General features: G+C 62.7%; 21 protein-coding genes. 7 read left to right on the top strand and 14 right to left on the bottom strand.

Annotation, left to right across the window (positions count from 1 at the left end; genetic code table 11):
* Positions 1-12: 12 nt before the first annotated feature.
* Positions 13-2,082: an NAD(P)-binding protein gene (locus ACFWXH_RS01135; RefSeq protein ID WP_379116777.1), complete on the bottom strand. Its 2,070-nt coding sequence runs from the start codon at positions 2,080-2,082 to the stop codon at positions 13-15.
* 233 nt (positions 2,083-2,315) lie between these two features.
* On the opposite strand from ACFWXH_RS01135, the gene argE reads away from it, so the two are divergent.
* Positions 2,316-3,485: an acetylornithine deacetylase gene (gene argE / locus ACFWXH_RS01130; protein ID WP_379116775.1), complete on the top strand. Its 1,170-nt coding sequence runs from the start codon at positions 2,316-2,318 to the stop codon at positions 3,483-3,485.
* 6 nt (positions 3,486-3,491) lie between these two features.
* Here argE and ACFWXH_RS01125 read toward each other — a convergent pair whose 3' ends face one another.
* The 9 genes from ACFWXH_RS01125 to ACFWXH_RS01085 all read right to left on the bottom strand — a co-directional run bounded on the left by ACFWXH_RS01125 (position 3,492) and on the right by ACFWXH_RS01085 (position 12,326).
* On the bottom strand, positions 3,492-4,427 hold the full coding sequence (locus tag ACFWXH_RS01125; protein WP_054309232.1) for a LysR family transcriptional regulator: 936 nt from the start codon (positions 4,425-4,427) through the stop codon (positions 3,492-3,494).
* Between the two features lie 50 nt (positions 4,428-4,477).
* Positions 4,478-5,968 (bottom strand): aldehyde dehydrogenase, encoded by a 1,491-nt coding sequence (locus ACFWXH_RS01120; RefSeq protein WP_379116772.1) that lies wholly within the window; start codon positions 5,966-5,968, stop codon positions 4,478-4,480.
* Positions 5,969-5,998: 30 nt separating this feature from the next.
* Positions 5,999-6,673 (bottom strand): DUF1028 domain-containing protein, encoded by a 675-nt coding sequence (locus tag ACFWXH_RS01115; protein WP_379116770.1) that lies wholly within the window; start codon positions 6,671-6,673, stop codon positions 5,999-6,001.
* A gap of 10 nt (positions 6,674-6,683) precedes the next feature.
* On the bottom strand, positions 6,684-7,097 hold the full coding sequence (locus ACFWXH_RS01110; RefSeq protein WP_054309235.1) for a RidA family protein: 414 nt from the start codon (positions 7,095-7,097) through the stop codon (positions 6,684-6,686).
* Positions 7,098-7,288: 191 nt separating this feature from the next.
* Positions 7,289-8,563: a flavin-containing monooxygenase gene (locus ACFWXH_RS01105; protein WP_379116768.1), complete on the bottom strand. Its 1,275-nt coding sequence runs from the start codon at positions 8,561-8,563 to the stop codon at positions 7,289-7,291.
* Between the two features lie 192 nt (positions 8,564-8,755).
* On the bottom strand, positions 8,756-9,457 hold the full coding sequence (locus ACFWXH_RS01100) for an ABC transporter ATP-binding protein (RefSeq protein ID WP_379116766.1): 702 nt from the start codon (positions 9,455-9,457) through the stop codon (positions 8,756-8,758).
* A complete protein-coding gene (locus ACFWXH_RS01095; RefSeq protein ID WP_379116764.1) occupies positions 9,450-10,235 on the bottom strand; it encodes an ABC transporter ATP-binding protein in 786 nt (261 codons plus the stop codon). The genes ACFWXH_RS01100 and ACFWXH_RS01095 overlap by 8 nt, the downstream gene beginning before the upstream one ends.
* Positions 10,232-11,407, bottom strand: a complete 1,176-nt coding sequence (locus ACFWXH_RS01090) for a branched-chain amino acid ABC transporter permease (protein ID WP_379116762.1) — start codon at positions 11,405-11,407, stop codon at positions 10,232-10,234. Before ACFWXH_RS01090 ends, ACFWXH_RS01095 begins: the two co-directional genes overlap by 4 nt.
* A gap of 1 nt (position 11,408) precedes the next feature.
* Entirely contained in the window at positions 11,409-12,326 is a 918-nt protein-coding gene (locus tag ACFWXH_RS01085) for a branched-chain amino acid ABC transporter permease (protein WP_379116760.1), read from the bottom strand.
* 196 nt (positions 12,327-12,522) lie between these two features.
* Here ACFWXH_RS01085 and ACFWXH_RS01080 point away from each other — a divergent pair, with 196 nt between their 5' ends.
* From ACFWXH_RS01080 to ACFWXH_RS01055, 6 genes are all read left to right on the top strand, one after another.
* Positions 12,523-13,653 carry a branched-chain amino acid ABC transporter substrate-binding protein gene (locus ACFWXH_RS01080; protein WP_379116758.1) on the top strand — a complete coding sequence of 377 codons (1,131 nt, stop codon included), beginning with the start codon at positions 12,523-12,525 and terminating at the stop codon, positions 13,651-13,653.
* Between the two features lie 31 nt (positions 13,654-13,684).
* The gene (locus ACFWXH_RS01075) at positions 13,685-14,833 is read left to right on the top strand and encodes an ABC transporter ATP-binding protein (RefSeq protein ID WP_379116756.1); all 1,149 of its coding nucleotides are present in this window, start codon (positions 13,685-13,687) and stop codon (positions 14,831-14,833) included.
* Positions 14,830-15,747 (top strand): ABC transporter permease, encoded by a 918-nt coding sequence (locus tag ACFWXH_RS01070; protein WP_379116754.1) that lies wholly within the window; start codon positions 14,830-14,832, stop codon positions 15,745-15,747. Before ACFWXH_RS01075 ends, ACFWXH_RS01070 begins: the two co-directional genes overlap by 4 nt.
* Positions 15,744-16,526: an ABC transporter permease gene (locus ACFWXH_RS01065; protein ID WP_379116752.1), complete on the top strand. Its 783-nt coding sequence runs from the start codon at positions 15,744-15,746 to the stop codon at positions 16,524-16,526. The genes ACFWXH_RS01070 and ACFWXH_RS01065 overlap by 4 nt, the downstream gene beginning before the upstream one ends.
* 191 nt (positions 16,527-16,717) lie before the next feature.
* Positions 16,718-17,755, top strand: a complete 1,038-nt coding sequence (locus ACFWXH_RS01060; RefSeq protein ID WP_379116750.1) for an extracellular solute-binding protein — start codon at positions 16,718-16,720, stop codon at positions 17,753-17,755.
* A gap of 77 nt (positions 17,756-17,832) precedes the next feature.
* On the top strand, positions 17,833-19,431 hold the full coding sequence (locus tag ACFWXH_RS01055; protein WP_379116748.1) for a GMC family oxidoreductase: 1,599 nt from the start codon (positions 17,833-17,835) through the stop codon (positions 19,429-19,431).
* A 139-nt stretch (positions 19,432-19,570) separates the two neighbouring features.
* Here ACFWXH_RS01055 and ACFWXH_RS01050 read toward each other — a convergent pair whose 3' ends face one another.
* Genes ACFWXH_RS01050 through ACFWXH_RS01035 form a run of 4 tightly spaced genes read right to left on the bottom strand, consistent with a single transcriptional unit; the run spans position 19,571 to position 22,959 of the window.
* Positions 19,571-20,008, bottom strand: coding sequence for an SRPBCC family protein (locus tag ACFWXH_RS01050; RefSeq protein ID WP_054309245.1), 438 nt, complete (start codon positions 20,006-20,008; stop codon positions 19,571-19,573).
* A gap of 9 nt (positions 20,009-20,017) precedes the next feature.
* Positions 20,018-20,851 (bottom strand): phosphoenolpyruvate hydrolase family protein, encoded by an 834-nt coding sequence (locus tag ACFWXH_RS01045; RefSeq protein WP_379116745.1) that lies wholly within the window; start codon positions 20,849-20,851, stop codon positions 20,018-20,020.
* Between the two features lies 1 nt (position 20,852).
* Complete coding sequence (locus ACFWXH_RS01040; protein ID WP_379116744.1) at positions 20,853-22,061, bottom strand: Tm-1-like ATP-binding domain-containing protein; 1,209 nt, start codon at positions 22,059-22,061, stop codon at positions 20,853-20,855.
* Between the two features lie 10 nt (positions 22,062-22,071).
* Complete coding sequence (locus ACFWXH_RS01035) at positions 22,072-22,959, bottom strand: ABC transporter permease (RefSeq protein WP_379116742.1); 888 nt, start codon at positions 22,957-22,959, stop codon at positions 22,072-22,074.
* Position 22,960 lies beyond the last annotated feature (1 nt).

Below are 22,960 nucleotides of genomic sequence, written 5' to 3'. Positions count from 1 at the left end.
GGTGCCGATTTTCTATTCGGCCGCCAGCGCCGTGACCTCGCGTCGGAATGGCAGCGCGTCGCCGATATCCGGCTCGTCCAGTTCGCGGGCGAAGCGGTGGCCGGCATAGGTTGCCCAGGCAATCGGACCGGGCGCTTCGGCGTCGCCGATGACCTTGATCGAGCGGATGCCGTTGTCGGCCCATTCCGACCGGCGCTCCTTCAGTTCGCTCCAGAGCCCCTCGTTCTGCAGGCGCGAGGTCACCAGCACCACCGCGTCGGCGGCGAAGGCACGTTCGGCGCCAGTGTAGGCGCAGGCCGTGGCGACACCGCCGGCCGTCACCCGCGTCACCACACGGTTGAGAACAATCTCGACACCGAGTTCGGCCAAACGCCGGTGGATCGCGCCCTGCTCCAGCGTGTTGCGGGTCCAATCCGAGACATAGGCCGATGGCGTGACCAGCGTGACCTTCGCGCCTTGCCTTGCCATCAGCTCCGCGAGCACGCCACCCATGTAGTAATGGTCGTCGTCGAACAGCACGACATTGCCACCCGGCACGTTGCCGTCCATCAGGTCGTCCGGCGTGTAGACGGGCATGGCCGCATCCATCGGCATCGGCACGACATGCGCACGCGCAACGCCGTCACGCCGCCAGGCGGCACCGGTGGCAATGGCGACGTTCTCAAAGCCGAAGGCCAGGATGTCATCGGCGGAGAGCTGGCTGTCGAAATAGACATCGACATTCGACATCTGGCTTAGTTGGTACTGGCGATAATCGCGCACGCGGCCCCAGGCCGAGAGACCCGGCAAGCGGCATTCGCGCGCCACACGCCCGCCAAGCTCCTTTCCGGCTTCGGCAAGCGCAACCTGATAGCCGCGCGCTCCAAGCGCGCGCGCCGCTTCCAGCCCGGCGGGACCGGCACCGACGATCAGCACCGTTTCGCTGGCGCCTTTCGCCTGCATGCGCTCCGGATGCCAGCCCTTGCGCCATTCCTCCATGAAGGTCGGGTTCTGCGTGCAACGCGAGATCGACATGGTCATGTCGCCGGTGATGCAGATGTTGCAGCCGATGCATTCGCGAATGTCCTCGATGCGGCCTTCCTCCACCTTCTTCGGCAGGAAGGGATCGGCAATCGACGGCCGGGCGCAGCCGATGAAATCGAGCGTGCCGGACTTGATCATCTTCACCATCACGTCGGGCGAGGTGAAGCGCCCGACCCCGACGACCGGCCTGGAGGTGAGTTTCCTGATGCCAGCCACCAAGGTTTCCTGCGCAGCTTCGTCCTTGAAGCGCGACGGGCCGGAACAATCCTCCCAGGCACCATGGGCAAGATCCCAGAGATCAGGCAGATCGGCGTGCATCTCGATCATGTCGCGGACTTCGGAATTGGCGAAACCGAGTTCGCCGATCATCTCGTCCAGCGAAAGGCGCAGCGTCAGCCCGCAGGTGTCACCGATGGCGTCGCGCCCTTCCTCGATCAACTCGCGCATGAGGCGCGAACGGTTCTCCAGCGAGCCGCCATATTCGTCGGTGCGCTGGTTGGTGGCGGTGGAGAGGAAATGCTGGATGATGCCGAAACCGTGGGCTCCGTAGAGACAGACGAGATCGAAGCCCGCCAGCTTGGCGCGCTTGAAGGCATTGCGGTGCCAGCGCCGCAGGTCGCGTATGTCCTGCTTGTCCATAGCGCGGGCCTGCACCGGATCATTCGTGAAGGTGCGGATCGGCAATGCCGTCGGCCCGCGCGGCACCTCGCGCGTATAGAGGTTCGGCCCGTTGATGCCGGAATAGGCAAGCTGGATACCGGCCAGCGCGCCATGCGAGCGCATCGCTGCAGCCATTTTCGCCAATGCCGGGATATCCTGGTCTTCCCACAGTCTCAGTTCGATGAAAGGCGTGATTTCCGAGGTGTGGTGCATCTCGGTCTGTTCGGTAAAGATGACGCCCCAGCCGCCTTCCGATTTCGTGCGCCGCATCTCGGCCGCCGCCGACGGATCGCGATAGCCACCGCCGTTGCAATGTGGAACCTGATAGAACCGGTTCTTGGCGGTGACCGGGCCGATCTTCATCGGCTCGAACAGAATGTCGTAGCGGGGATCGCGCATGAACTCTCCTCCGGTGGCTGGCATCGGGCGCTGGCAATATTGCCGTCTATTCATAGGAGGACGGCGGCGACACAAAACTAGAGTTTTCTTCCGTGCCGCTTAGGAGCCGCCTAACGGCCCGGAACCACGGATCCCCGCAGGAACGGCAAAGCCGATGCAAGGCAGAAGCAAATGCGAATTCAACGATCCGACGCGCCGATGCTAGAAGGTCGCCACGAATGTGAGACGTGGCCATGAACAGCATCGATATCCTGGAAAGACTGATCGCCTTCCCGACCGTGAGCCGTGATTCCAACCTGGCTCTGATCCGCTATGTCGCTGATCTGCTGGAAGCCAAAGGCATCCAGTGCCAGCTCATCCATAATCACGACGGGCACAAGGCCAATCTTTTCGCCACGATCGGTCCGGCCGACCGGCCAGGTGTCATGCTCTCCGGCCATACCGATGTCGTGCCCGTCGACGGCCAGAACTGGACCCTGCCACCTTTCGAAATGTCGAGCCGGGACGGCAGGCTGTTCGGGCGTGGTGCCGCCGACATGAAAGGCTTTGTCGCTTGTGCCGTTGCCGCGGCGCTGAAGGCAACGGCGCGCCCGTTGCGCACGCCCTTGCATCTGGCCCTGTCCTATGACGAAGAGATCGGCTGCCTTGGTGTGCGCAGCCTGGTGGAGATGCTCGCAGCCGCTCCCCACAAGCCGCTGCTCTGCATCGTCGGCGAGCCGACGTCCATGCAGGTCGCCACCGGTCACAAGGGCAAGGTCGCCGCGCGGGCGCTCTGCAAGGGGCGCGAGGGTCACTCGGCGCTTGCGCCGCTGGCACTCAACGCCATTCACCTCGGCTGCGATTTCGTCAGCGCCCTCCGCAGCGAGCAGGACCGGCTGGCGCGCGATGGCGTCCGCGACGGGGACTACGACATTCCCTACACCACCGTGCATGCCGGCAAGATCAATGGCGGCGTGGCGCTGAACATTGTGCCGAACCTTTGCCAGGTCGATTTCGAGATCCGCAACGTCGCTGCCGACAATCCGGACGTCATCCTCGAGCGTCTGCGCGGCGAGGCCGCCCGCATCGCTGCCGCAGCAGCGGATATAGCTCCCGAAGCGGCAATCGACATCGAAATCACCAACACCTATCCCGGGCTCGACACGCCGGTGAATTCGGAAGCCGTGGCCTTCGTGAAATCGCTGACCGGAGCCAACGGCACCATCAAGGTGGCCTTCGGCACGGAAGGCGGCTTGTTCAGCCGCGATGTCGGAACGCCGACGGTGGTCTGCGGCCCCGGCTCGATGGCACAGGGACACAAGCCGGACGAGTTCGTCACGGTCGAGCAGATGCACCGCTGCGACGACATGCTGGAAAAGCTTCTTGATCGGCTGGTCGAGGGCGTGGAGCCGGCGAACCGCTAGGTCGTTCTATCCCACGACGCGCTCGGTGCCGAACACACCCTGCTCAACCACGAAGCGACGGCAATGCAGGATGAACGCCTGCACGGTCTGTGTACGATGTTCCGCGTTGGGCATGGCGATGCCCATGGTCAGCGGACGGATGTCGCCACCCAGCGGCACGAACACCAGCGGTTTGCCGTCGGGAGACAGCGTGTTGAGCGGCCGCATGTTGGCGATGCCATAGCCAAAACCATTGGCCACCATCGAGCGCATGACCGCGATGTCGCCGGTGCGCTCGGCTATGTAGGGCCGAAGCCCCTTTTGCTGGAAGGCGGACAGGAAATATTCGCGGCTGAACGGCAGGTCCAGCAGCACCATCGGCTGATCGACCAGCTCTTCCGGCGATATCGACTCCCTGCCGGCGAGCGCATGTCCGGGCGGCAGCATCACATAGGCCGGCAGTTGCATCACCGGCTCGAAGGCCATGTCCTGGGACAATTCGAGATCGTAGGTGAGCGCCGCATCGATTTCGCCTCGCTGCAGCATCTCCAGCAATTGGCCCTGGTTGCGCTCGAACTGCCGGACGCGAACGTCGGGGTAGCTCTCTTCGAACCTGCGCCGCAAGGCGGGCAGGATGATCTGTGCGAAGGTCAGCAGGCAGCCTATCGCCAGCGGCCCCCTCACCTTTTCGGCGATGTCGCCCGCCACGTCGTGCAAGGCATCGGCATCGGCAAGGAGGCGCGCCGCTTCCTTCAGGAAGACGCGGCCACCTGCTGTCAGCGACAGGCCGTGGGAGTGTTTGCGGACAAAAAGCTGGACACCGAATTCCGTTTCCAGCTGCGCGATGGAGGCTGAAATCGACGGCGGCGAGACGTTCACCTGCTCCGCCGCCTTGGCGATGGACCCCGCCTCGCCCACGGCAACGAAATATTCCAGCTGTCTGAGGGTAAAGCGGAGTGGCATGTCCGGCTATGTTGCCAGTTTCGAAGCGCTGATCAAGGCGTCCGTGTTTCTCAATATTTGATCCATGTTGTCTTGAGCGCGGTGTATTTGTCCAGCGCGTGCAGCGACAGATCGCGGCCGAAGCCCGACTGCTTGAAACCGCCGAACGGCGTCATCGGACTCAGGGCATCGACCGTGTTGACCGAAACCGTCCCCGCATGCAGACGCTCGGCGATCCTGTGCGCACGCGAAAGGCTGTCCGTCCACAGTGAAGCTGCCAGGCCATAGACGCTGTCGTTGGCAATCTGGAGCGCTTCATCTTCGTCATCGAAGGCGATGACCGACAGCACCGGCCCGAAGATCTCCTCGCGCGCAATGGTGTCCTGCGGCGATACGTTGTCGAAGATCGTCGGCTGAACGAAGCTGCCGCGGCCGTTGACGGTCACCTGCTCGCCACCGGTTACCAGGCGCGCCGTCTTCTTGCCGGCCTCGACGAACCGCATGACATTGGCCGCATGACGGGCGTCCACCAGTGCCCCCATCTTCGAGGCCGGGTCGAGCGGGTCGCCGGGCTGGGTCGCCGCGGCACGCTCGGCCAGCTTCTCGACCATGGCATCCTTGATGCTGCGCTGCACCAGCAGGCGCGAATTGGCCGAGCAGACCTCGCCCTGATTGAAGAAGATGCCGAAGGCCGCCATGTCGGCCGCGGCATCCAGATTGCCGCAGTCGGCGAAGACCAGATTCGGGCTCTTGCCGCCGGTTTCCAGCCAAACCTGTTTCATGTTGGACTGGCCGGAATACTGCAGGAACATCTTGCCGACCGCGGTCGAGCCGGTGAAGGCGAGACAGTCGACGTCCATGTGGCGGCCGAGGGCCTGGCCAGCGGTCTCGCCCAGGCCTGGAACCACATTGAGGACGCCGGCCGGCAGGCCGGCTTCCATGGCAAGCTCCGCAAGCCGTAATGCAGAAAACGGCGACTGTTCGGCGGGCTTCAGCACGACCGAGTTTCCGGTAGCCAGTGCCGGCGCGCATTTCCAGGTCGCCATGTCGAGCGGGAAGTTCCAGGGCACCACGGCGCCGACTACGCCGAGCGGCTCGCGCCGGACCAGAACCAGGTCACCGGAGCCGGTCGGAGCGACTTCGTCATAGAGTTTGTCGATCGCCTCGGCATACCACTGGAAGATGCCGGCTGAACCCGGCACGTCGATGGTAGCGGCATCGGCAACCAGCTTGCCCATGTCGAGCGATTCCAGCAAAGCGAGCTCATGCAGGTTCTCATGCAGCAACTGCGCCAGGCGCAGCAGCACTTCTTTGCGACGCGCGGGGGTCGCCCGCGACCAGCTCCCTGAAGCGAAGGCACGGCGAGCCGATGCGACGGCGCGGTCGACATCTTCTTCCCCGCACGACGCCACCTCGGCCAGGGTTTCTCCCGTCGCCGGGTTGATGCTTGCGAAAGTGCGGCCGGAGCGCGCGGCAACGAACTTGCCGTCGATGAAGGCCTTGTCGCGAAAGCGGATGGCGGCCGCCTTGTCGATCCAGCCCTTGTGGCCAAGTTCGCTCATGCCGGCTCCTGCTTGCTTATGTCTGCGCTGTTACTCGTCGCCCGGCACGCCGTAGCTCGGCGCATCGGAGGGATTGATGGCGCGGGTCACATAGGCGTCGAGCTGGGGCTTGTAGATGTCCCAGAGCTTCGCCAGTTCCTCGATCGGACATTCTTCCGTCCAGTCGCAGCGCAGGTCCGCCACCGGCCAGGCCACTTCCCGGACGAGCCTCATGCCGGCAGAATGGACTGGACCGGCCTCGCCGCCTGCTTTCAACGCTGCCCGCATCGTGGCAATGATGCGGTCGCCGAGATGGCCTTCGGAGGCCAGGAAAGCGTCGACCATCGCCTGCGGCACCCCTTCATTGGCAAGCAGATTGCCGCCACAGGCGACGTTCTCGTCGCATGCCTCGGCCCAGATGCCGAGGGCCTTGGGGCCCGAATGAATGGCGCTGATGCCGGCACCGTCCACCGTCAGCAATTGCCTGTATTCCATATGCGCGCCGGTGCGCTTGAGAATGGCTACGGCCTCTGCCGCCGATGCGCCCCGCGCCATCAGATCGAGCGCCTGGGTTCCCAGCGTCGGGTCGGTCACGTTCTGGCTGGCAACAGCGCCAACCCCCGCCTGCGCGTAGGCGCAGCGTGCAGCGACCGCCGGCGAGGACGACGAGACGGCGACGCCGAACATGCCGGTGCGGCTGCAGCGCGCGACGATGGAGAAGGTCATGGCCTGCCCCTCAGTCCGGAATGACGGCGGTGCCGTCGATCTCGACCAGCCATTCCGGGCGAGCCAGCGCCGTCACCACCAGGCCGGTCGAAACCGGATGCACGCCCTTGATGTATTCGCCCATGGTCCGGTAGACGGCTTCGCGATGGCGGACATCGGTGATGTAGACCACCACCTTCACCAGATGCTCCATCTTGCCGCCGCACTCTTCGATGAGCTGCTTGATGTTCTGCATGACCTTATGGGTCTGCTCGACCGGGTCGTGGCTGTCGAGATTCTTGGCCGTATCCAGGTCCTGCGGGCATTGTCCGCGCAGGAAGATCATGGTGCCACGCGCCACCACCGCCTGGCACAGGTCATTGTCGAGCTTCTGCTCGGGATAGGTATCCTTGGTGTTGAACTTGCGAACCCGGGTATGCGCCATGCTGGTCTCCATCGGATCGGACTGAAGGCCCGCGTCATGCGACAGTCGGTCCGTGCCCGTATTTGTCATTCGGATATTCGTCAGGCGCGTTGAACGCCGAAAGAACAGTCTTTCTCATTGCTGATAAGGACCCGCCTAATCAGCCCCAGTCGGCAATGAGAACAGTCGGTCGTGAAAGCGATCGCTGCCGGCTAGGCGTCTTCGGTCTGGCGTCTGGCCGCAGCGTGATAGGCCATATATTTGCGTAGCGTGGAAATGCGGTCGGCCAGATGTTTGGCGTCGTGCCAGACGCCCCAGATAAAGCTGGACCCCCTGCGCGATTGCCACGGCAAGCCGAGGAAATAGATGCCGGGCTCGCTCGACACACCGCGCTGGTGCTTTGGTCTGCCCTTCTCGTCGAATGCATCCACTTTCAACCAGTTGTAGTCGACCGAATAGCCCGTAGCCCAGATGATCGAGGTGATACCGGCCTCTGCCAGATTCAGTTGGAGAATGGGATCGGTCATGCAAGCCGGATCGGGGTCGAGCCTGCGCGCTTCTGGCTCTTCCGGAAGATCGAGACCGTTGGCAAGGGCATAGGCGTCGGCCTCGTCCATCAGCGAGTGATGGTTGGCGTCGCCTCGCGTGATGTTCTCGACGAGATCCGGCGCGAAACGCATGACGCCATCCGCATAGCTTTCGGTGCGGCCGACCAGTGTCATGCCGCGTGCTGCAAGGCGCCGGAAATCGATCGTCTCGCCGCCGCGGGCACCGCTCACTGCGATCGTGACATGCTCGGTTCCTGGGCCCGGGGTTTCAGCGTCCCATTTGTTCAGGACCCCTAGCCACCAGCAGAAGTCGTAACCGCGGTAACTGCGGAACGGGCGGTCATGCGGCCCAACCGAAAGATAGACCTGCTTTCCCGTGCGCACCAGTTCATCGGCGATCTGCACGCCCGATGAGCCGGCGCCAACCACCAGCACAGCGCCCTCGGGCAGCTGTTCCGGGTTGTGGTAAGTATTGGAATGCATCTGCATCAAACCGGCATTGTCCGGAACGATCTTCGGGATGACCGGATGCTGGAAGGCTCCGGTGGCGGCAACCACGCTGTTGGCCTCGATGACGCCGGCCGAGGTCTCTACGCGAAAACCGGGGCGCCCGACGAGCCGCCGCACCTCCTTGACCTCGACGCCGCAGCGGATCGGCGCACCGATCATCTTGGCATAGGCGACGAAATAGTCCGCGACCTGCTCCTTACCGACAAAGCCGTCCGGGTCGATATCCGGGAACTCCATGCCCGGGAAACGGTCATGCCACGCCGGTCCGTTGGCGACCAGCGAATCCCAGCGTTCGGAGCGCCAACGTTCGGCGATACGATGCCGCTCGAGAACGAGATGGGGCACGCCGCACTTGCTCAGGTTTTCGCTCATGGCCACCCCTGCCTGGCCAGCGCCGACGACAAGCGTGTCTATTTTTTCGACCGACATTTCAGCGCCCTTCTCTGGGCCCCCGGGATTCCTGCAACCGCAGCGGAGGTATGACTGCCGGTTTACTGGAGGGGTCGGATCACGAAAATTACGATTTCACGTGGCAGTGGTTAGCCTGTCCCTAAATACCGGATCGAAGCGAGCGACCGCGGCCTGGAAGGACAGGCAAACCTTGAAACCCGCGGCCTGGAATCAGAGATAGAGGCTCTTGGCCGCTTTCGACGACAGCAGCTCGCGGGCCGGACCTTCCTGTGCAACGCGGCCTTTGACCAGCACATAACCGCGATCGGCGATGCCGAGACCCATCTCGGCATTCTGCTCGATGAGCAGGATGGTCGTGCCGCGCCGGTGCACTTCGCTGGTGATCTCGAAATATTCGTCGATCAGCTTCGGCGACAACCCAAGCGAAGGCTCGTCCATGATGACCAGCTTGGGCTCGCCGATTAGGGCACGCGCCAGCGCCACCATGGCCTGCTCTCCGCCCGACAAGGTGCCGGCAGCCTGGCGCAGTCTTTCGCGGATGCGCGGAAACAGGTCGCACATCTTGTCGAGCTGAGACTGGAAATTCGGCCCGCGCCCGGAAACGGCGTCATAGCCGAGGCGCAGGTTCTCCTGCACGGTCAGGCTCGGAAAGAGCCGCCTCCCCTCCGGCACCAGCCCGACGCCGAGCGCGGCCAGGTTCTCGGTGCCGAGCGAAGTCATATCGCGGCCCATGACATCGACCTTGCCGCGCAGCGCGCGCACGACGCCACAGACCGTCATGAAGGTGGTTGTCTTGCCGGCACCGTTGGGGCCAAGCAGGCAGACCAGCTCGCCGGGCTGTACCTTGATGTTCAGGCCGCGCAGCATCGGCACCGGTCCGTAAGCGGTGTCGACATCCCTCAATTCAAGCATGGGCGGCCGCCTTTCCCAGATAGGCTTCCTGCACACGCGGATCGGACTTCACTGCCGTAAAATCCCCCTCCGCGATCTTGCTGCCGTAATCCACGCACATGACATGGTCCGGAAAGGCCTCGACCACGCGCATGTCGTGCTCGATCAGGATCACCGAAAGCTCGGGCCGCTCCGTCCTGAGGCGAGTTATGTCGGCAATCAGCGCATCCGTCTCGACCTCGTCCATGCCGACTGAAGGCTCGTCGAGCAGCAGCAGCTTCGGCTCGGAAGCGAGCGCACGGGCGATTTCAAGCCGGCGCCGGTCGGCCTGCGCCAGCGTGCCGGCTGGCCGATGGCGCTGTTCGAAGAGATCGCCGGAACTGGCCTTCAACAGCACCTCGGCCTTCTCCACGCAGGCCGCCATTTCGCGCCGCGATGCACCGGGCAGGAACAATGCGCCCAGCACCCCGGTCTTCGTGCGCGTGTGCATGCCGATGATGACATTGTCGAGAACGCTCAGATCCGAAAACAGCCGTGACGTCTGGAACGTGCGGCCGATGCCGCGCGCCACCACCTCGTGCGACGGGTGGCCGGTGATGTCGACGCCATCGAAGCGCACCTGCCCCGAAGTCGGCCGGTAAACGCCGGTCACGACGTTGAACAGCGTGGACTTGCCCGCGCCATTCGGCCCGATGACCGCCAGCACTTCGCCGCGACCGATGGAGAAGCTCACTGTATTCAGCGCGACCAACCCGCCGAAGCGCATCGTCGCGTCGTTGACTTCCAGCAGCGCGCTCACCGGCTCTCTCCGTAGCTGCGGATACGCTGCGGGAAGAGACCCTGCGGGCGGATCATCAGGAAGCCGATGATGACGATGCCGAAGAAGAGCAGCCTGTAGTCGGAGAAGGCGCGGAGCTTTTCGGGCAGGATGGTCAGCAGGAACGCACCGACGATGACGCCGAAGATGTTGTCCATGCCGCCGACGATCACCATCGTCATGATGGTGACGGAGACCAGGAAGGTGAAATTGTCGGGCGAGATATAGGAAACGTAGAAGGCATAGATGGTGCCGGCGAAAGCGGCCAGGAACGCGTCAACCGCGAAGGCCAGAACCTTGAACCAGGCAACATTGATGCCCTGCGCCCGCGCCGCGATCTCGTCGGCGCGCAGCGCGTTCCAGGCCAGGCCGATGCGGGAGGAATGCAGGCGATGCGCCGTGACGATGGCCACCACCACAAGCAAGGCGGAGAGATAGTAGAAATTGGCCTGGCTCGGCAGCTTCCAGCCGAACACGACCAGCGGGCTGGCGAAAGAATGGCCGAACAATGACGGCGCCGGAATGCCGACCAATCCGTTCGGACCGCCGGTCCAGTCGAAATTGTTCAGGAGCTGCTGCACGACCACGCCGAAGGCGATGGTGACCAGCGCGAGATAGGTATCGCGTGTGCGCATCGACGGAATGCCGATGAGGAAGCCGAACAGTGTGGCTGCGATGGCGGCGGCCGGCAGGGTCAGCCAGAAGCTCAGGCCGAAATTGATGGCCAGCAGCGCCGAGACGTAGGCGCCGATACCGTATGAAGCACCGGTTGCGAAATTGGGGATGTTGGCACTGCCGAGCTGGAAGTTGAGCGCCAGCGCCAGCACCGCATAGAGCTGCGCGACGATGAGAAGATGCAGCACATAGGTGTTGTTACCGACAGCGAACGGAAACAGCACCACGACGGCGACGGCCGTAACCAAAGCGACGACCGGCGTGCGCGAAAAGCTTGCCGTGACGAAGTCGGTGATCTGCGGCCGCTTCTCGAGAAGATAGAAACCGGTAGCCAGCAGTGCGAGCAGACCCACGACCTCTAGGCCGCCTTCGGCCTTCAGGATCAGATAGAGGAAGGCGGCACCCAGCAGTTGGATGCCAGCGACCACGGCCGCAGCCTGGCCGAGACCCGGCATTTCGGAAGATATACGCGCGCTCATGCTACACCTTCACCATGACGGGGCGACCGAGCAGCCCTTCCGGGCGGAAAAGCAGAACGCCGATGACCAGCAGGAAGACAAAGACGAGCCGGTAGGAGGCTCCGTCCGGCACGAAGGTCTGGGCCAATACCTCGATGCCGGCGATGATGAGCCCACCAAGAATGGCGCCCGGCATCGAACCCAGGCCACCGATGACCGCCGCGGAAAACCCAAGCAGTCCGGCCATGACGCCGAAGTCGAAGCGCGTCACGCCGGCGTAGCTCGCGAAGAGCAGTCCGGCGATCGCGCCGATGGCCGAGGCAACAAAGAAGGTGGCGCGGAAAACACGTGTGTCACGAATGCCCATCATGCGCGCCACGATGCGATCTTCGGACGCCGCTCGTATCCGCAGACCCAACGGTGTCAGGCGCAGGAAGGCAAAGAGCAGAACCACCAACACAAGCGTCAGCGCCACCACCAGCAGCGTGAACCAGCCGACCTGAACGCCGGCGATTTCCAGCGCAACGCCGGAGGCAAGGCGTGGGAACGCATGGGGATTGGAGCCTTGCGGATAGAGATGACGGATCAGTTCGCGAATGACGATACCGAGCGCGACGGTTGCGACCAATGCCATCATCGCCGGCGCGTCCCTGAAGCGCCGGATCACCACCTTGTCCAGGATGACGCCGATGAGGCCGACGGCGAACACGGCGAAGCAGGCGGCAACGACCAGCCAGACCGGACCGGATACGCCGATCGCAATGGCCAATGCCTGAGCCGCGGCCAGGGCGATGAACGGCGACGTCATCGCGACATCACCATGCGAGAAATGGATGACGTTGAGGACACCGAAGATCAGGCTGAAGCCGATAGCCAGCAAAGCGTAGATGCACCCGAGGGTTATCCAGTTCACCAGTTGCTGGACAAATAGCTCCGCCATGCCGCCCGTCTCTCGATTGGAGGCGAACGATTAGCAGCGCCTCCCGCATGAGCACATAATGAATCTCCGATGTAGCGGATAGCAATTTCCGAATTTCGCGGGCAGGCAGCAGCGCAATATAGTTGCGTCCAGATGGTGGTCCACGAACCAACGGAACGCGGCCATCGCGTCAGAAAACGATAAAAGAGGTGGAACCATGCTTAACAGGCGCAGTGCGCTCACGCGCGTATCTTCTTTGCTGGCCGGATCCGTATTCGCGCTTTCCCTCGGGATGGCCGAAGCCCGTGCCGACCAGATCAAACTTGGGTTCATCGGCCCCCTCTCCGGCGGCAACGCCCAGCAGGGCCTTGGCGCTCGCAACGGCTTCCTGCAGGCCATCGACGAAGCCAATGCCAACGGCTACCCGCATCAGGTGGAAGGCGTCGTCCTGGACGACGCGTCCGATCCCGCTGTCGGCGTTTCCGCCGCGCAGAAGCTGATCAACGATCCGGCCGTCGTCGGCGCGACCGGCCATTGGAACAGCTCGGTTGCACTGGCCACCATCCCGGTCTTCAACCGTGCGCAGATGCCGTTCATCGTCTGGGGCGCGGTCAGCCCGAAGATCACCGAACAGAACCTTCCCAACGTCACGCGCGTCACCCCGACGCTCGTCAACGAAGACAGACCGCTTGCCGAGGCCATCGCCAAGGAAGGCAAGGTCAAGAAGATCGCCATCATCTCCGACACCACCGACTACGGCGCGGCCAACACCAAATGGTTCGGCGACTTTTTCAAGGCGGCCGGCGGCGAGATCGTGTTCTCGGATGCGGCTGCAGTCGGGACGACCGACTTCCGCGCCATGCTGACGACGGCGAAGGCCGCGTCTCCGGATGCGATCTATTTCGGCGGCGTGGTGACCGAGGCCGCGCTCGTGCGCAGCCAGATGGCCGACCTCGGAATGGGGTCGCTGCCGATGTATGGCATTTCCGGCATCTATGATCCGAAGTTCATCGAGATCGCCGGCGCGGCAGCCGAGGGCACGATCGTCGGCACGCCTGCCGTGCAAACCAATCCGAAGCTGGAAGCCTTCTACAAGGCATACGAGGCCAAGGCCTATCCCGATCCGGCCGGCTCCTATGCGAAATACGCTTATGAAGCGACGCAAATCCTGCTCGAAGTCATCAAGGAAAAGGGCATCGAGGATAAGCAGGCACTCAGCGAAGCCATTCGCGCGATCAAGCACGAAGGCATCCTGGGAACGGTTTCGTTCGACCAGGACGGCCAGACGCAGATGCCTGTCGAGATCGACCGGTTCGTGGTGCACGACGGCAAGTGGGTCAAGATGTGATCCATCAGCCGGCATTGCCGCATCACGCGCAATGCCGGCGACCGATCGCGTCGCGACAAGCCACGCCCCTCCTGTCGAGATCGTCTACATGGATATGAGCCGCCCCGCGCAGCACAAGAAGGCCGTGGAAATCAAGGATGTTTCCAAGGAATTCGGCAACTTCCAGGCCTTGAAGCCGGTCAGCTTCGATATCTACGAAAACGAATTCTTCACGCTGCTTGGCCCATCGGGCTGCGGCAAGACCACGCTGCTGCGGATGATCGCCGGCTTCGAACAGCCTTCGACCGGCGAGATCGCGCTGCGCGGCACAAACATCCAAGCCCTGCCGCCGCACAAACGACGGGTGAACACCGTGTTCCAGAGCTATGCGCTGTTCCCGCACATGACGCTGGAACAGAACATCGCCTTCGGACTCGAGAACCTGGGCTGGCCTAAAGAGCGCCGCGCGGCACGCGTCGCCGACATGCTGCGCCTCGTGCACATGGAAAAGTTCGCCACCCGCAAACCGCAGCAGCTTTCAGGCGGTCAGCGGCAGCGCATCGCGCTCGCCCGTGCGCTCGCGCCGGAGCCCGAGGTGCTACTGCTCGACGAACCGCTCTCGGCACTCGACCTCAAACTCAGACAAGCCATGCGTGACGAGTTGCGCACGCTGCAACGCCAGACCGGCATCACTTTCGTCTTCGTCACGCATGACCAGGAAGAAGCGCTCGACATGTCGGACCGCATCTGCGTGCTCGGCGACGGCGAGATCCAGCAGTTGGGAACGCCGGCCGACATCTACGAAGAGCCGTCCAACCGCTTCGTGGCAGACTTCATCGGCGAGACCAATTTCCTCGATGCCAAGGTGATCTCTCTCGAAGGCGATCGCGCCACGGTTTCGATCCCCCTCGGCGTCACGCTGAACGCGCCGCAGAAGCAGGCGGCGGTGGGCGGCAAGGCCGTCATGTCCATCCGTCCCGAAAAGATCAGCCTGCCCTCGCAGGACGGCCAGATAGCGACCGAAGGCACCATTGTCGGGGCCAACTATCTCGGCGGCTACACCCACTATGTGGTGGACGCGAACGGCACTTTGCTGCGTGTTTCCAAACGCAACAGCCAGAGCCGCGACCGCACACTCGAAGTGGGCCAGGCGGTTCGCGTGAGCTTCGCGGCGGAATCGACACGGATCCTGGGGACATGAACCAGCGCCCGAAATCGCCGAGTTGGCCAAAATTGTCTGACTGGAATGTGCTGGGGCTCCTGCCGGCGCACCTGATCATGCTGATGACGCTGATCATTCCGGTCGGCATCATCGTCCTGGTGTCGTTTTCGACCCGAGGCCCCTATGGCGGCTTCGACTATGTGTTCACCACCGCACCCTACAAGCAGATCCTGTTCAACGAAGGCTGGAGCGGAGAACTCGAATTCAATCCGCAATATCTGATCGTCGTCGCCAGGACCGTCATCCTGTCGCTGGCCACCACGATCATCTGCCTGGCTCTGAGCTTCCCGGTCGCGTATTTCATCTCGCTGCAGAAGACGTCGGCCAAGATGCTACTGATCTATCTGGTGACGCTGCCGTTCTGGGTTTCGATGATCGTGCGCGTCTATTCGTGGATCATCATCCTCGGCAATGACGGGGTGATCGCCAAGGCGCTGCGGGCGCTCGGGATCAACGAAAACATGGGCAGCCTGCTATTCACCGATACGGCAATGCTGATCGGTCTCGTATACTCCTACATCCCTCTGATGATCCTGCCGGTCTTCGCCTCGATCGAGAAGCTCGACCCGGCTCTCGTGGAGGCCTCGCATGACCTCTACGGCAGCCGCCTGACAACGCTTCGCCGCGTGATCCTGCCGCTGTGTCGCCCGGGCATGGCCGCGGGCGCCATCCTGGTTTTCGTGCCATGTCTCGGCGCCGTGCTGGAACCTGTCCTGCTCGGCGGCGGCAAGACGATGATGATGGGCAACCTGATCCAGTTGCAGTTCGGTGCTGCCCGCAACTGGCCGCTGGGTGCGGCCATTTCCATCGTCCTGATGTGCGCCGTGATGATCTTCCTGCTGTGGCGCGGCGTCCAGGCGATGCGCAAGGAAGGCAGGGAGGCCAGCGCATGACCAGCAACGTTCGGCGCTATCCCGGCTTCGGTCTCTTCAGCCTGATCTTCTTCGTCTACCTCTATCTGCCGATTGCCGTTGTGGTTTTCTATTCCTTCAACGCCAACCGCATCGTCTCCAATTGGGGCGGGTTCTCGCTGCACTGGTATACGACGGCGCTGTCGAATGCAGCGCTTGTCGGGGCGGTGAAGACGTCCCTGTTCGTCGCCACCATCGCCACGGTGCTTTCCACCACCGTCGCGCTGATGGCAGCGCTTGTGCTGGTGCGCGGCAGGAACGTGCGCTTCCGGCGCGTCTCCGAGACAGTGGTCAATCTGCCCCTGCTGCTGCCCGAGATCGTCGTCGCGGTGGCGGTGCTCATCCTGTTTTCCGAGGTCGGCCTGACCAACGGTCTGCTCAAGCTCACTATCGCGCATACGACATTCTGCATTCCCTTCGCCTTCCTGCCGATACGGGCGAGACTGCAAGGCATGGATGCCGACCTGGAGGAAGCCGCGCGCGATCTCTACGCCTCGGCCTGGGTTGCCTTCAGGCGCGTGACGCTGCCGCTGATCTTGCCAGGCGTATTCGCTGGCGCGATGCTCGCTTTCGTCATCTCCATGGACGATTTCATCACCAGCAACCTGCTGAACTCGGGTGGCGCCACGACCCTGCCGGTCTACATCTTTTCGCTGATCAAGCAGGGGGTCTCACCGCAGCTAAATGCGATCTCCACGCTGATCATGATCGTTTCCGTGGTGCTCGCCACCGTCGCTTTCCTGCTGCAGCGCCGGCAGTAGAGCGTGTGAACAAGATGAATCAGCATCCTGCTCCATCTCCTTGTTTTGGCTCATGATCTTGTCCGGCTTCGGTTCGGGATCATGCCCTGTACGCAGAGCGAGCTTTTTCCTAAGCACCACGTCGGGCAAATGAAATTTATCACTGGAGCCCGTTTGTTATCGTCCCTGAACACAACGATAAGGGGAGCTCCATGTCCGTAAAAATCCGTCTCTCGATGCTGGCCGCGGCCAGCGCACTCAGCCTTTTTGCCAGCGCCCCGGCATGGGCGGAGGGCTCGCTTTCAATCTACGCCTGGGCGGACTCGATCGCCCCCGATGCGGTGACGAAATTCGAGAAGGAGACCGGGATCAAGGTCACCGTCGACGCCTTCTCTTCGAATGAAGACCTGCTGACCAAGCTGCAGGCAGGGTCCTCGGGCTACGACATCGTCACGCCCTCGCAGCATTTCGTGAAGATCATGATCGACAGCGGCCTGCTCGAGGATATCGGCGCAAGCTCGATGCCGGCCTTCCAGCAGATCCTGCCCGAGTGGCAGAAGCAATGGTGGGATCCGACCGGCAATTACTCGGTACCGCTCGCCTATGGCAATGCTGGCTTCACCGTCAACCGCAACCTCTACAAGGGACCGGTCGACAGCTGGAAGGTCTATTTCGAACCGTCCGAAGAGCTGAAGGGCAAGATCGCCAGCCTGGCACAGCCCGACGAAGTCATCCCCGCGGCGCAGAACTATCTCGGCATCCCCTATTGCAGCGAGGACCCGAAAGAAATGAAACGCGTGCTCGATCTCCTGCAAGCGCAAAAGCCGTTCGTCGCCGCCTATTCGAGCGACAACATCGAAAACCGTATCGGCGGCGGCGAAGTGGCCGTGCATTTCTGGTGGGATGGCAACACCATGCGGGTGCGCCGCAACGACAAGGCCAATGTCGAATACGCCATGCCCAAGGAAGGCCTCGTCGGCTGGCTGGATTCCTACGTGGTGCCCAAGGGAGCGGCCAATCTCGAAAACGCCAAGAAGTTCATCGACTTCATGGCCAAGGAGGAAAACGCCACCATCGAGTACAACTATTATGGCCACTCCTCGCCGGTGAAGGTGGACGCCAGCAAGGCGCTCTACAACAAGGAAAACGCACCGGAGCTTTTCCCGACCGCGCCCGTCAAGATGGGCCAGGCCTGCTCGCCGGCGGCACAGGAACTGGTCACCAAGGTCTGGACGCAGCTTCTGCAGTAGCAGCGTAGCTCCCATCCGCATGTCGCTCCCGCCCCAACCTGTGGGCGGGAAGCTCTCCCGCTATCCCGGCATAAATCATGAATGACACATACGACTACATCGTCGTCGGCTCCGGCTCCGCCGGTTGCGTGCTGGCGAACCGTCTCAGTGCCAACCCGGCAACGAAGGTCTGCCTGATCGAAGCCGGTGGCAGCGACCAAAACCTGCGGGTGAAAGTTCCGGCCGGAATCCTGTCGCTCTATGGCAATCCGAACTACGACTATTGCTACTTCGGCGTGCCGCAACCGCAGCTGAATGGCCGCCGGATTCCGGTCAACCGCGGCAAGGCGCTGGGTGGCTCGACCTCGATCAATTCCATGGTCTACATCCGCGGCGCGGCCGCTGACTATGACGAGTGGGCAAGCCTTGGCTGTGCAGGCTGGGCCTATGACGACGTGCTGCCTGTTTTCAAAGGGCTGGAGCGCAATCTGCTCGATCAGGACAGGCGCTATCACGGCACGGACGGCGACCTTCTGGTCGACAATCCGCGCGATCCCAACGAGCTCTCCCGCATGTTCGTTCAGGCAGGCAAAAACGCTGGCTTGCCCGAAAACAGCGATTTCAACGCCGGCTCCCAATTCGGTGTCGGCATCTACAATGTGACGCAGGACCGGGGGCAGCGCTTCAGCGCCTTCACCGCTTTCGTCCGACCGGTTCTCGACCGTCCGAACCTGACCGTATTGAGTGAATGCTCGGTGAAGACGATCACCGTCTCGGACAAGCGCGCGACGGGGGTGAACATCCGCCACAAGGGTGTGGATACAAAACTGACGGCGGCGCGCGAAGTGGTGCTTTCAGCAGGCGCCATCAACTCGCCGCAGATCCTGCTCGAATCCGGGATCGGCCCGGCCGAGGAGCTTCGGCGTGTCGGCGTCACACCCGTCCATGAACTGCCTGGTGTCGGCAAGAACCTGCAGGACCATGTCGACGGCATGATCACGGTGCGTTCGTCGAGCCCGCGCACGCTTGGGCTTTCCGTTGCCAACCTGCCCAGGATCCTCGCCGCACCCTACAGCTATTTCGCGCGCCGCAAGGGCATGCTGACGACCAACTATGTCGAGGCCGGCGGCTTCGCGCGAACCCGCCACGCGGGAGCCGAGCCCGACATCCAGTTCCATTTCGTGCCGGGCTACCGCAGCCATCGCGGCAGGTTGGTCGAATACGGCCACGGCTACGCCATCCACACCTGCGTGCTGCGACCGAAAAGCATCGGCGAGATCACGCTTGCACGCGACGGTTCGTCAACGACCACCCGGATCGATCATCGTTTCTTTTCAGATGAACGGGACGCCCAGGTTCTTGTCGAAGGCATCAAGGTCGCGCGTGCGATCTTTGCATCGTCAGTCTTCGACACCGTGCGCGGCGTCGAGATGCTGCCAGGAAAGGAGGTCCGTTCCGATGACGAGATCCTGGCCTATCTGCGCGCCGAGGCGCTCACCGTCTATCACCCGGTCGGCACCTGCAAGATGGGCGACGACGCCATGGCCGTCGTTGATCCGGGAAGCCTGAAAGTGCGTGGTCTGGAAGGGCTTCGTGTCGCCGACGCCTCCATCATGCCGAAGCTGATCGCCGGAAACACCAATGCGCCGAGCATGATGATCGGTCAGCGCGCGGCGGACATGATCCTTCAATCCTAGAGCGTTTCCGTTTTTTCGGAAACGCGAAAACGCTCTAACTCTTCGTTTTTACGCAGTCCGAATGCTTGAATTGCTCTAGTCGAGGATCACTCCCGAGCGACCAACGCACCGCTCGGGAGCTCGCCTCAGGCAAACATGGCTATTTGGCCAGATGTTCCTGCAGCGCTTTCCAGCCGGCCGCGAACACGTGATCGGAAACGATCTCCACGTATTTTCCAGCGTCTTCCGGCTCCTCGTCGAAGGTGGCGACCCACTCCGCGAAGGTGCGGTTGCCGTCCGTGATCGGCAGCAGCCGGATGGAGGCGACATAGTTCTTCACCGGGAATGCCGGCTTCACGAAGCTGTAGGACAGCGAATGCTCGCTGTCGCTGAGCGCGAGCAATTGTTCGCGCACATGCGCGCCGTCCTGGAGATAGAACGAACGGATGGAACCGACGGAATCGCTGCTCGCTCCGCCCTCGATCTCGCTTTTGGCGATAGCAGGATGCCAGGTCGGCAGCCCGTTGAAGTCACGCACGGTCTTCCACACGGTTTCGATCGGCGCGTCGATCACCGCGCTCGCATAAGCCTTGGCCACATTCCTCTCCTATTGTTGGACGACTAGGTTCTTGAAGGCCTGCGTCTGTGCAACGAGGGCCTTTTCCACCGGCAGGCGCTCCATGCTCGACGCGCCATAGAAGCCGTGACAGCCGGGGCATTGCTGCAGGATGTAACGGGCATCCTCGGGCTCGGCGATCGGGCCGCCGTGGCAAAGGATGATGATGTCGGGATTGATCGCACGGGCGGCTGCGGCGATGGCGTTGATCTCGCCGACGCAGTCCTGCAGCGTCAATGCCGTATCGGCGCCGATCGTGCCGCCGGTCGTCAGGCCCATATGCGCCACGATGATATCGGCTCCGGCCTCTGTCATCGCCTTTGCATCGTCGACCGAGAAGACATAGGGCGTGGTGAGCATATCCTTGCTGCGCGCCAGGCGAACAAGGTCGACCTCCATCGCATAGCCCATGCCGGTTTCTTCCAGGTTCGCCCGGAACTTGCCGTCGATCAGGCCGACGGTCGGAAAGTTCTGGATGCCGGCAAAACCGATCTCCTTCAGCTGATCCAGGAAAGGATCGAACTGGCAGAACGGGTCGGTGCCATTCACGCCGGCAAGCACCGGTGTGTGCTTGACCACGGGCAGAACCTCGCGCGCCATATCGACGACGATCTCGTTGGCATTGCCATAGGCGAGCAGCCCCGCCAGCGAACCGCGCCCGGCCATGCGGTAGCGGCCGGAATTGTAGATGACGATCAGGTCGATGCCGCCGGCTTCTTCGCATTTGGCGGAGAGGCCGGTGCCGGCGCCGCCGCCGATGATGGGGATCTTCGCCTTGATCTGCTCGCGAAACTTGCCCAGCAACTGGCTTCGTTCAAATCTCATACTACCGACCTTTGCTGATTTCATTGAAGTGGCGAACGACTTCGGAACTGAATTCCGGCGCGTTGATCGCATGCGGCACCCTGAGCACCTGGCGCTCGGCGGTCTGCTGGACCGTGCTCTCGATGGTGGTGAACAGGGCCTCATCGGCAGCCGGATCGTGGAATGGCTGGCCGGGAGCGTCGAGCAGCGACACACCTCCGAGCGGCAGCAGGAAACGCACAGGGCCAACACTGCGGTTCAAGCGCTCGCCGATCCACTTGCCCATCGCCACGTTTTCCTCCAGCGTCGTACGCATCAGCGTGATCTGGGGATTGTGGATGTAGAGATTGCGGTTGCGGTATTTCTCCGGAACCGTGTCGATGCCGGCGAAATTGACCATGTCGAGCGCGCCGCACGAGCCGACATAGGGCAAGGGCGACTCCGCCAGGAAAGAGAACCTGTCTTCCGTCGCCGGCAGGATGCCGCCGAAGAGCAGGTCGCAGACCTCCGTGGTGGTGATGTCGAGTACACCGGCAAGGAATCCGGAAGAAGCCAGCTTTTCCATCGACTGGCCGCCGATGCCGGTGGCGTGGAAGACCAGGCATTCGAAGCGGTCGTGCAGTTGTTCCACCACCTGGGTGACGCACGGCGTGGTGACGCCGAACATGGTCAGGCCGAGCGCCGGCTTGTCTTCCTGCTCCAGCTCCTGCCGGTTGCGCACCATCCCGGCAATCGAATTGGCGGCATTGGAGAGGACAGTCCTCGATATCCGGTTGAGGCCGGCGATGTCGGTGATCGAGTTGACCATGGCGATGTCGTTCGGGCCGACATAGGCGCTCACATTGCCGGCAGCCACCGTCGAAACCATCACCCTGGGAGTGCCGACGGGAAGAACACGCATGGCCTGCGTCACCATGGCGGTGCCACCGGAGCCGCCGAGGCCGATGACGCCGCCGACATCATCCCGCGACAGCATGAAGTGTTCGAAGGCAAGGCCCATCGCCGAAACCGCCGAACCGCGATCTCCCGTGAAGACCGCCGCGACGCCGCCGGGATGGAAACCCGCGACCGTCCTGGCATCGATATCGGCATTGGCCGCGGGCTTGTCGGTGGAAAGATCGACGAGGACAGCCGAGACGCCCTGTGCCTGGATGATCCCGGTCACATAGCGGAGTTCGTCCCCCTTGGTGTCGCATGATCCCGCCACATAGACGGTTTTCGGAACGGTCATCTCTTCCTCCTCAAACACTTCTTTTCTTCATGCTACGCAGGCCAAGACCGATCATCGCAAGCAGCGTGATGGCATAAGGCGCAATGTCGGTGATCTGATTGGGCAGTCCCTGCCCCTGCAGCCGCAACCCAACGGCGTCGGCGAGCCCGAAACCGAGACAGGCCAGGGCGATCCCCAGAGGATGAGCACGGCCCAGCATGACCGCGACCACGGCGATCCAGCCACGTCCGGCGGTCATGTTTTCGGCGAAGAGTGCGACGGAACCCAGTGCCAGTTGCGCTCCGGCCAGGCCGCACAGGCCACCGGCCACGATCACGACCGCCGTCTGGTAGCGGCTGACATTCGCGCCCATCGCTGCCGCTGCCGACGGCACTTCGCCGATGCCGCGCAGGCGCAGCCCCCAGGGCGTCCGGAACAGGTAGATGTTGAAGACGAATATCAGCAGCCAGGACAGATAGACGAGTGCGTTGTGCCCGAGGATCGCTCCAAGCACCGGCACGTCCGCCAATACGGGAACGACCAGCTTCGGCAGCGCAGTGACCGCCGGGTCAACCAGCGTGCCGGTCACACCGAATATCGCGCCCAGCAGATAGGTGGTCAGGCCGGACGCGAGTAGGTTCAGCCCGATGCCGATGACGATCGGATCGCCGCCGAGACGCGCGCCGCCGAGCGCCAGCGGCGAAGCAAAGATCGCCGTACAGAGGACGGCTGAAACAACCGCCAGAACCGGAGACCCGAGGGCGATGCTGGTCGCGACGGCGACAAAGGCGCCGACCAGCATCTTGCCTTCGAGCGCAATGTTGAACACGCCGGCGCGCTCGCACAATGCGCCGGCCATCGCGGCCAGCAGCACCGGCGTCATCAGATCGAGCACTTGCGAAAGCAGCATGTTGAGCATG

This window comes from Mesorhizobium sp. NPDC059054 (assembly GCF_042739215.1).
In the GTDB taxonomy this organism is placed as follows: domain Bacteria; phylum Pseudomonadota; class Alphaproteobacteria; order Rhizobiales; family Rhizobiaceae; genus Mesorhizobium.
The sequence above is the reverse complement of the archived record's forward strand: the minus strand, read 5'-3'. Positions and strand labels throughout refer to the sequence as shown.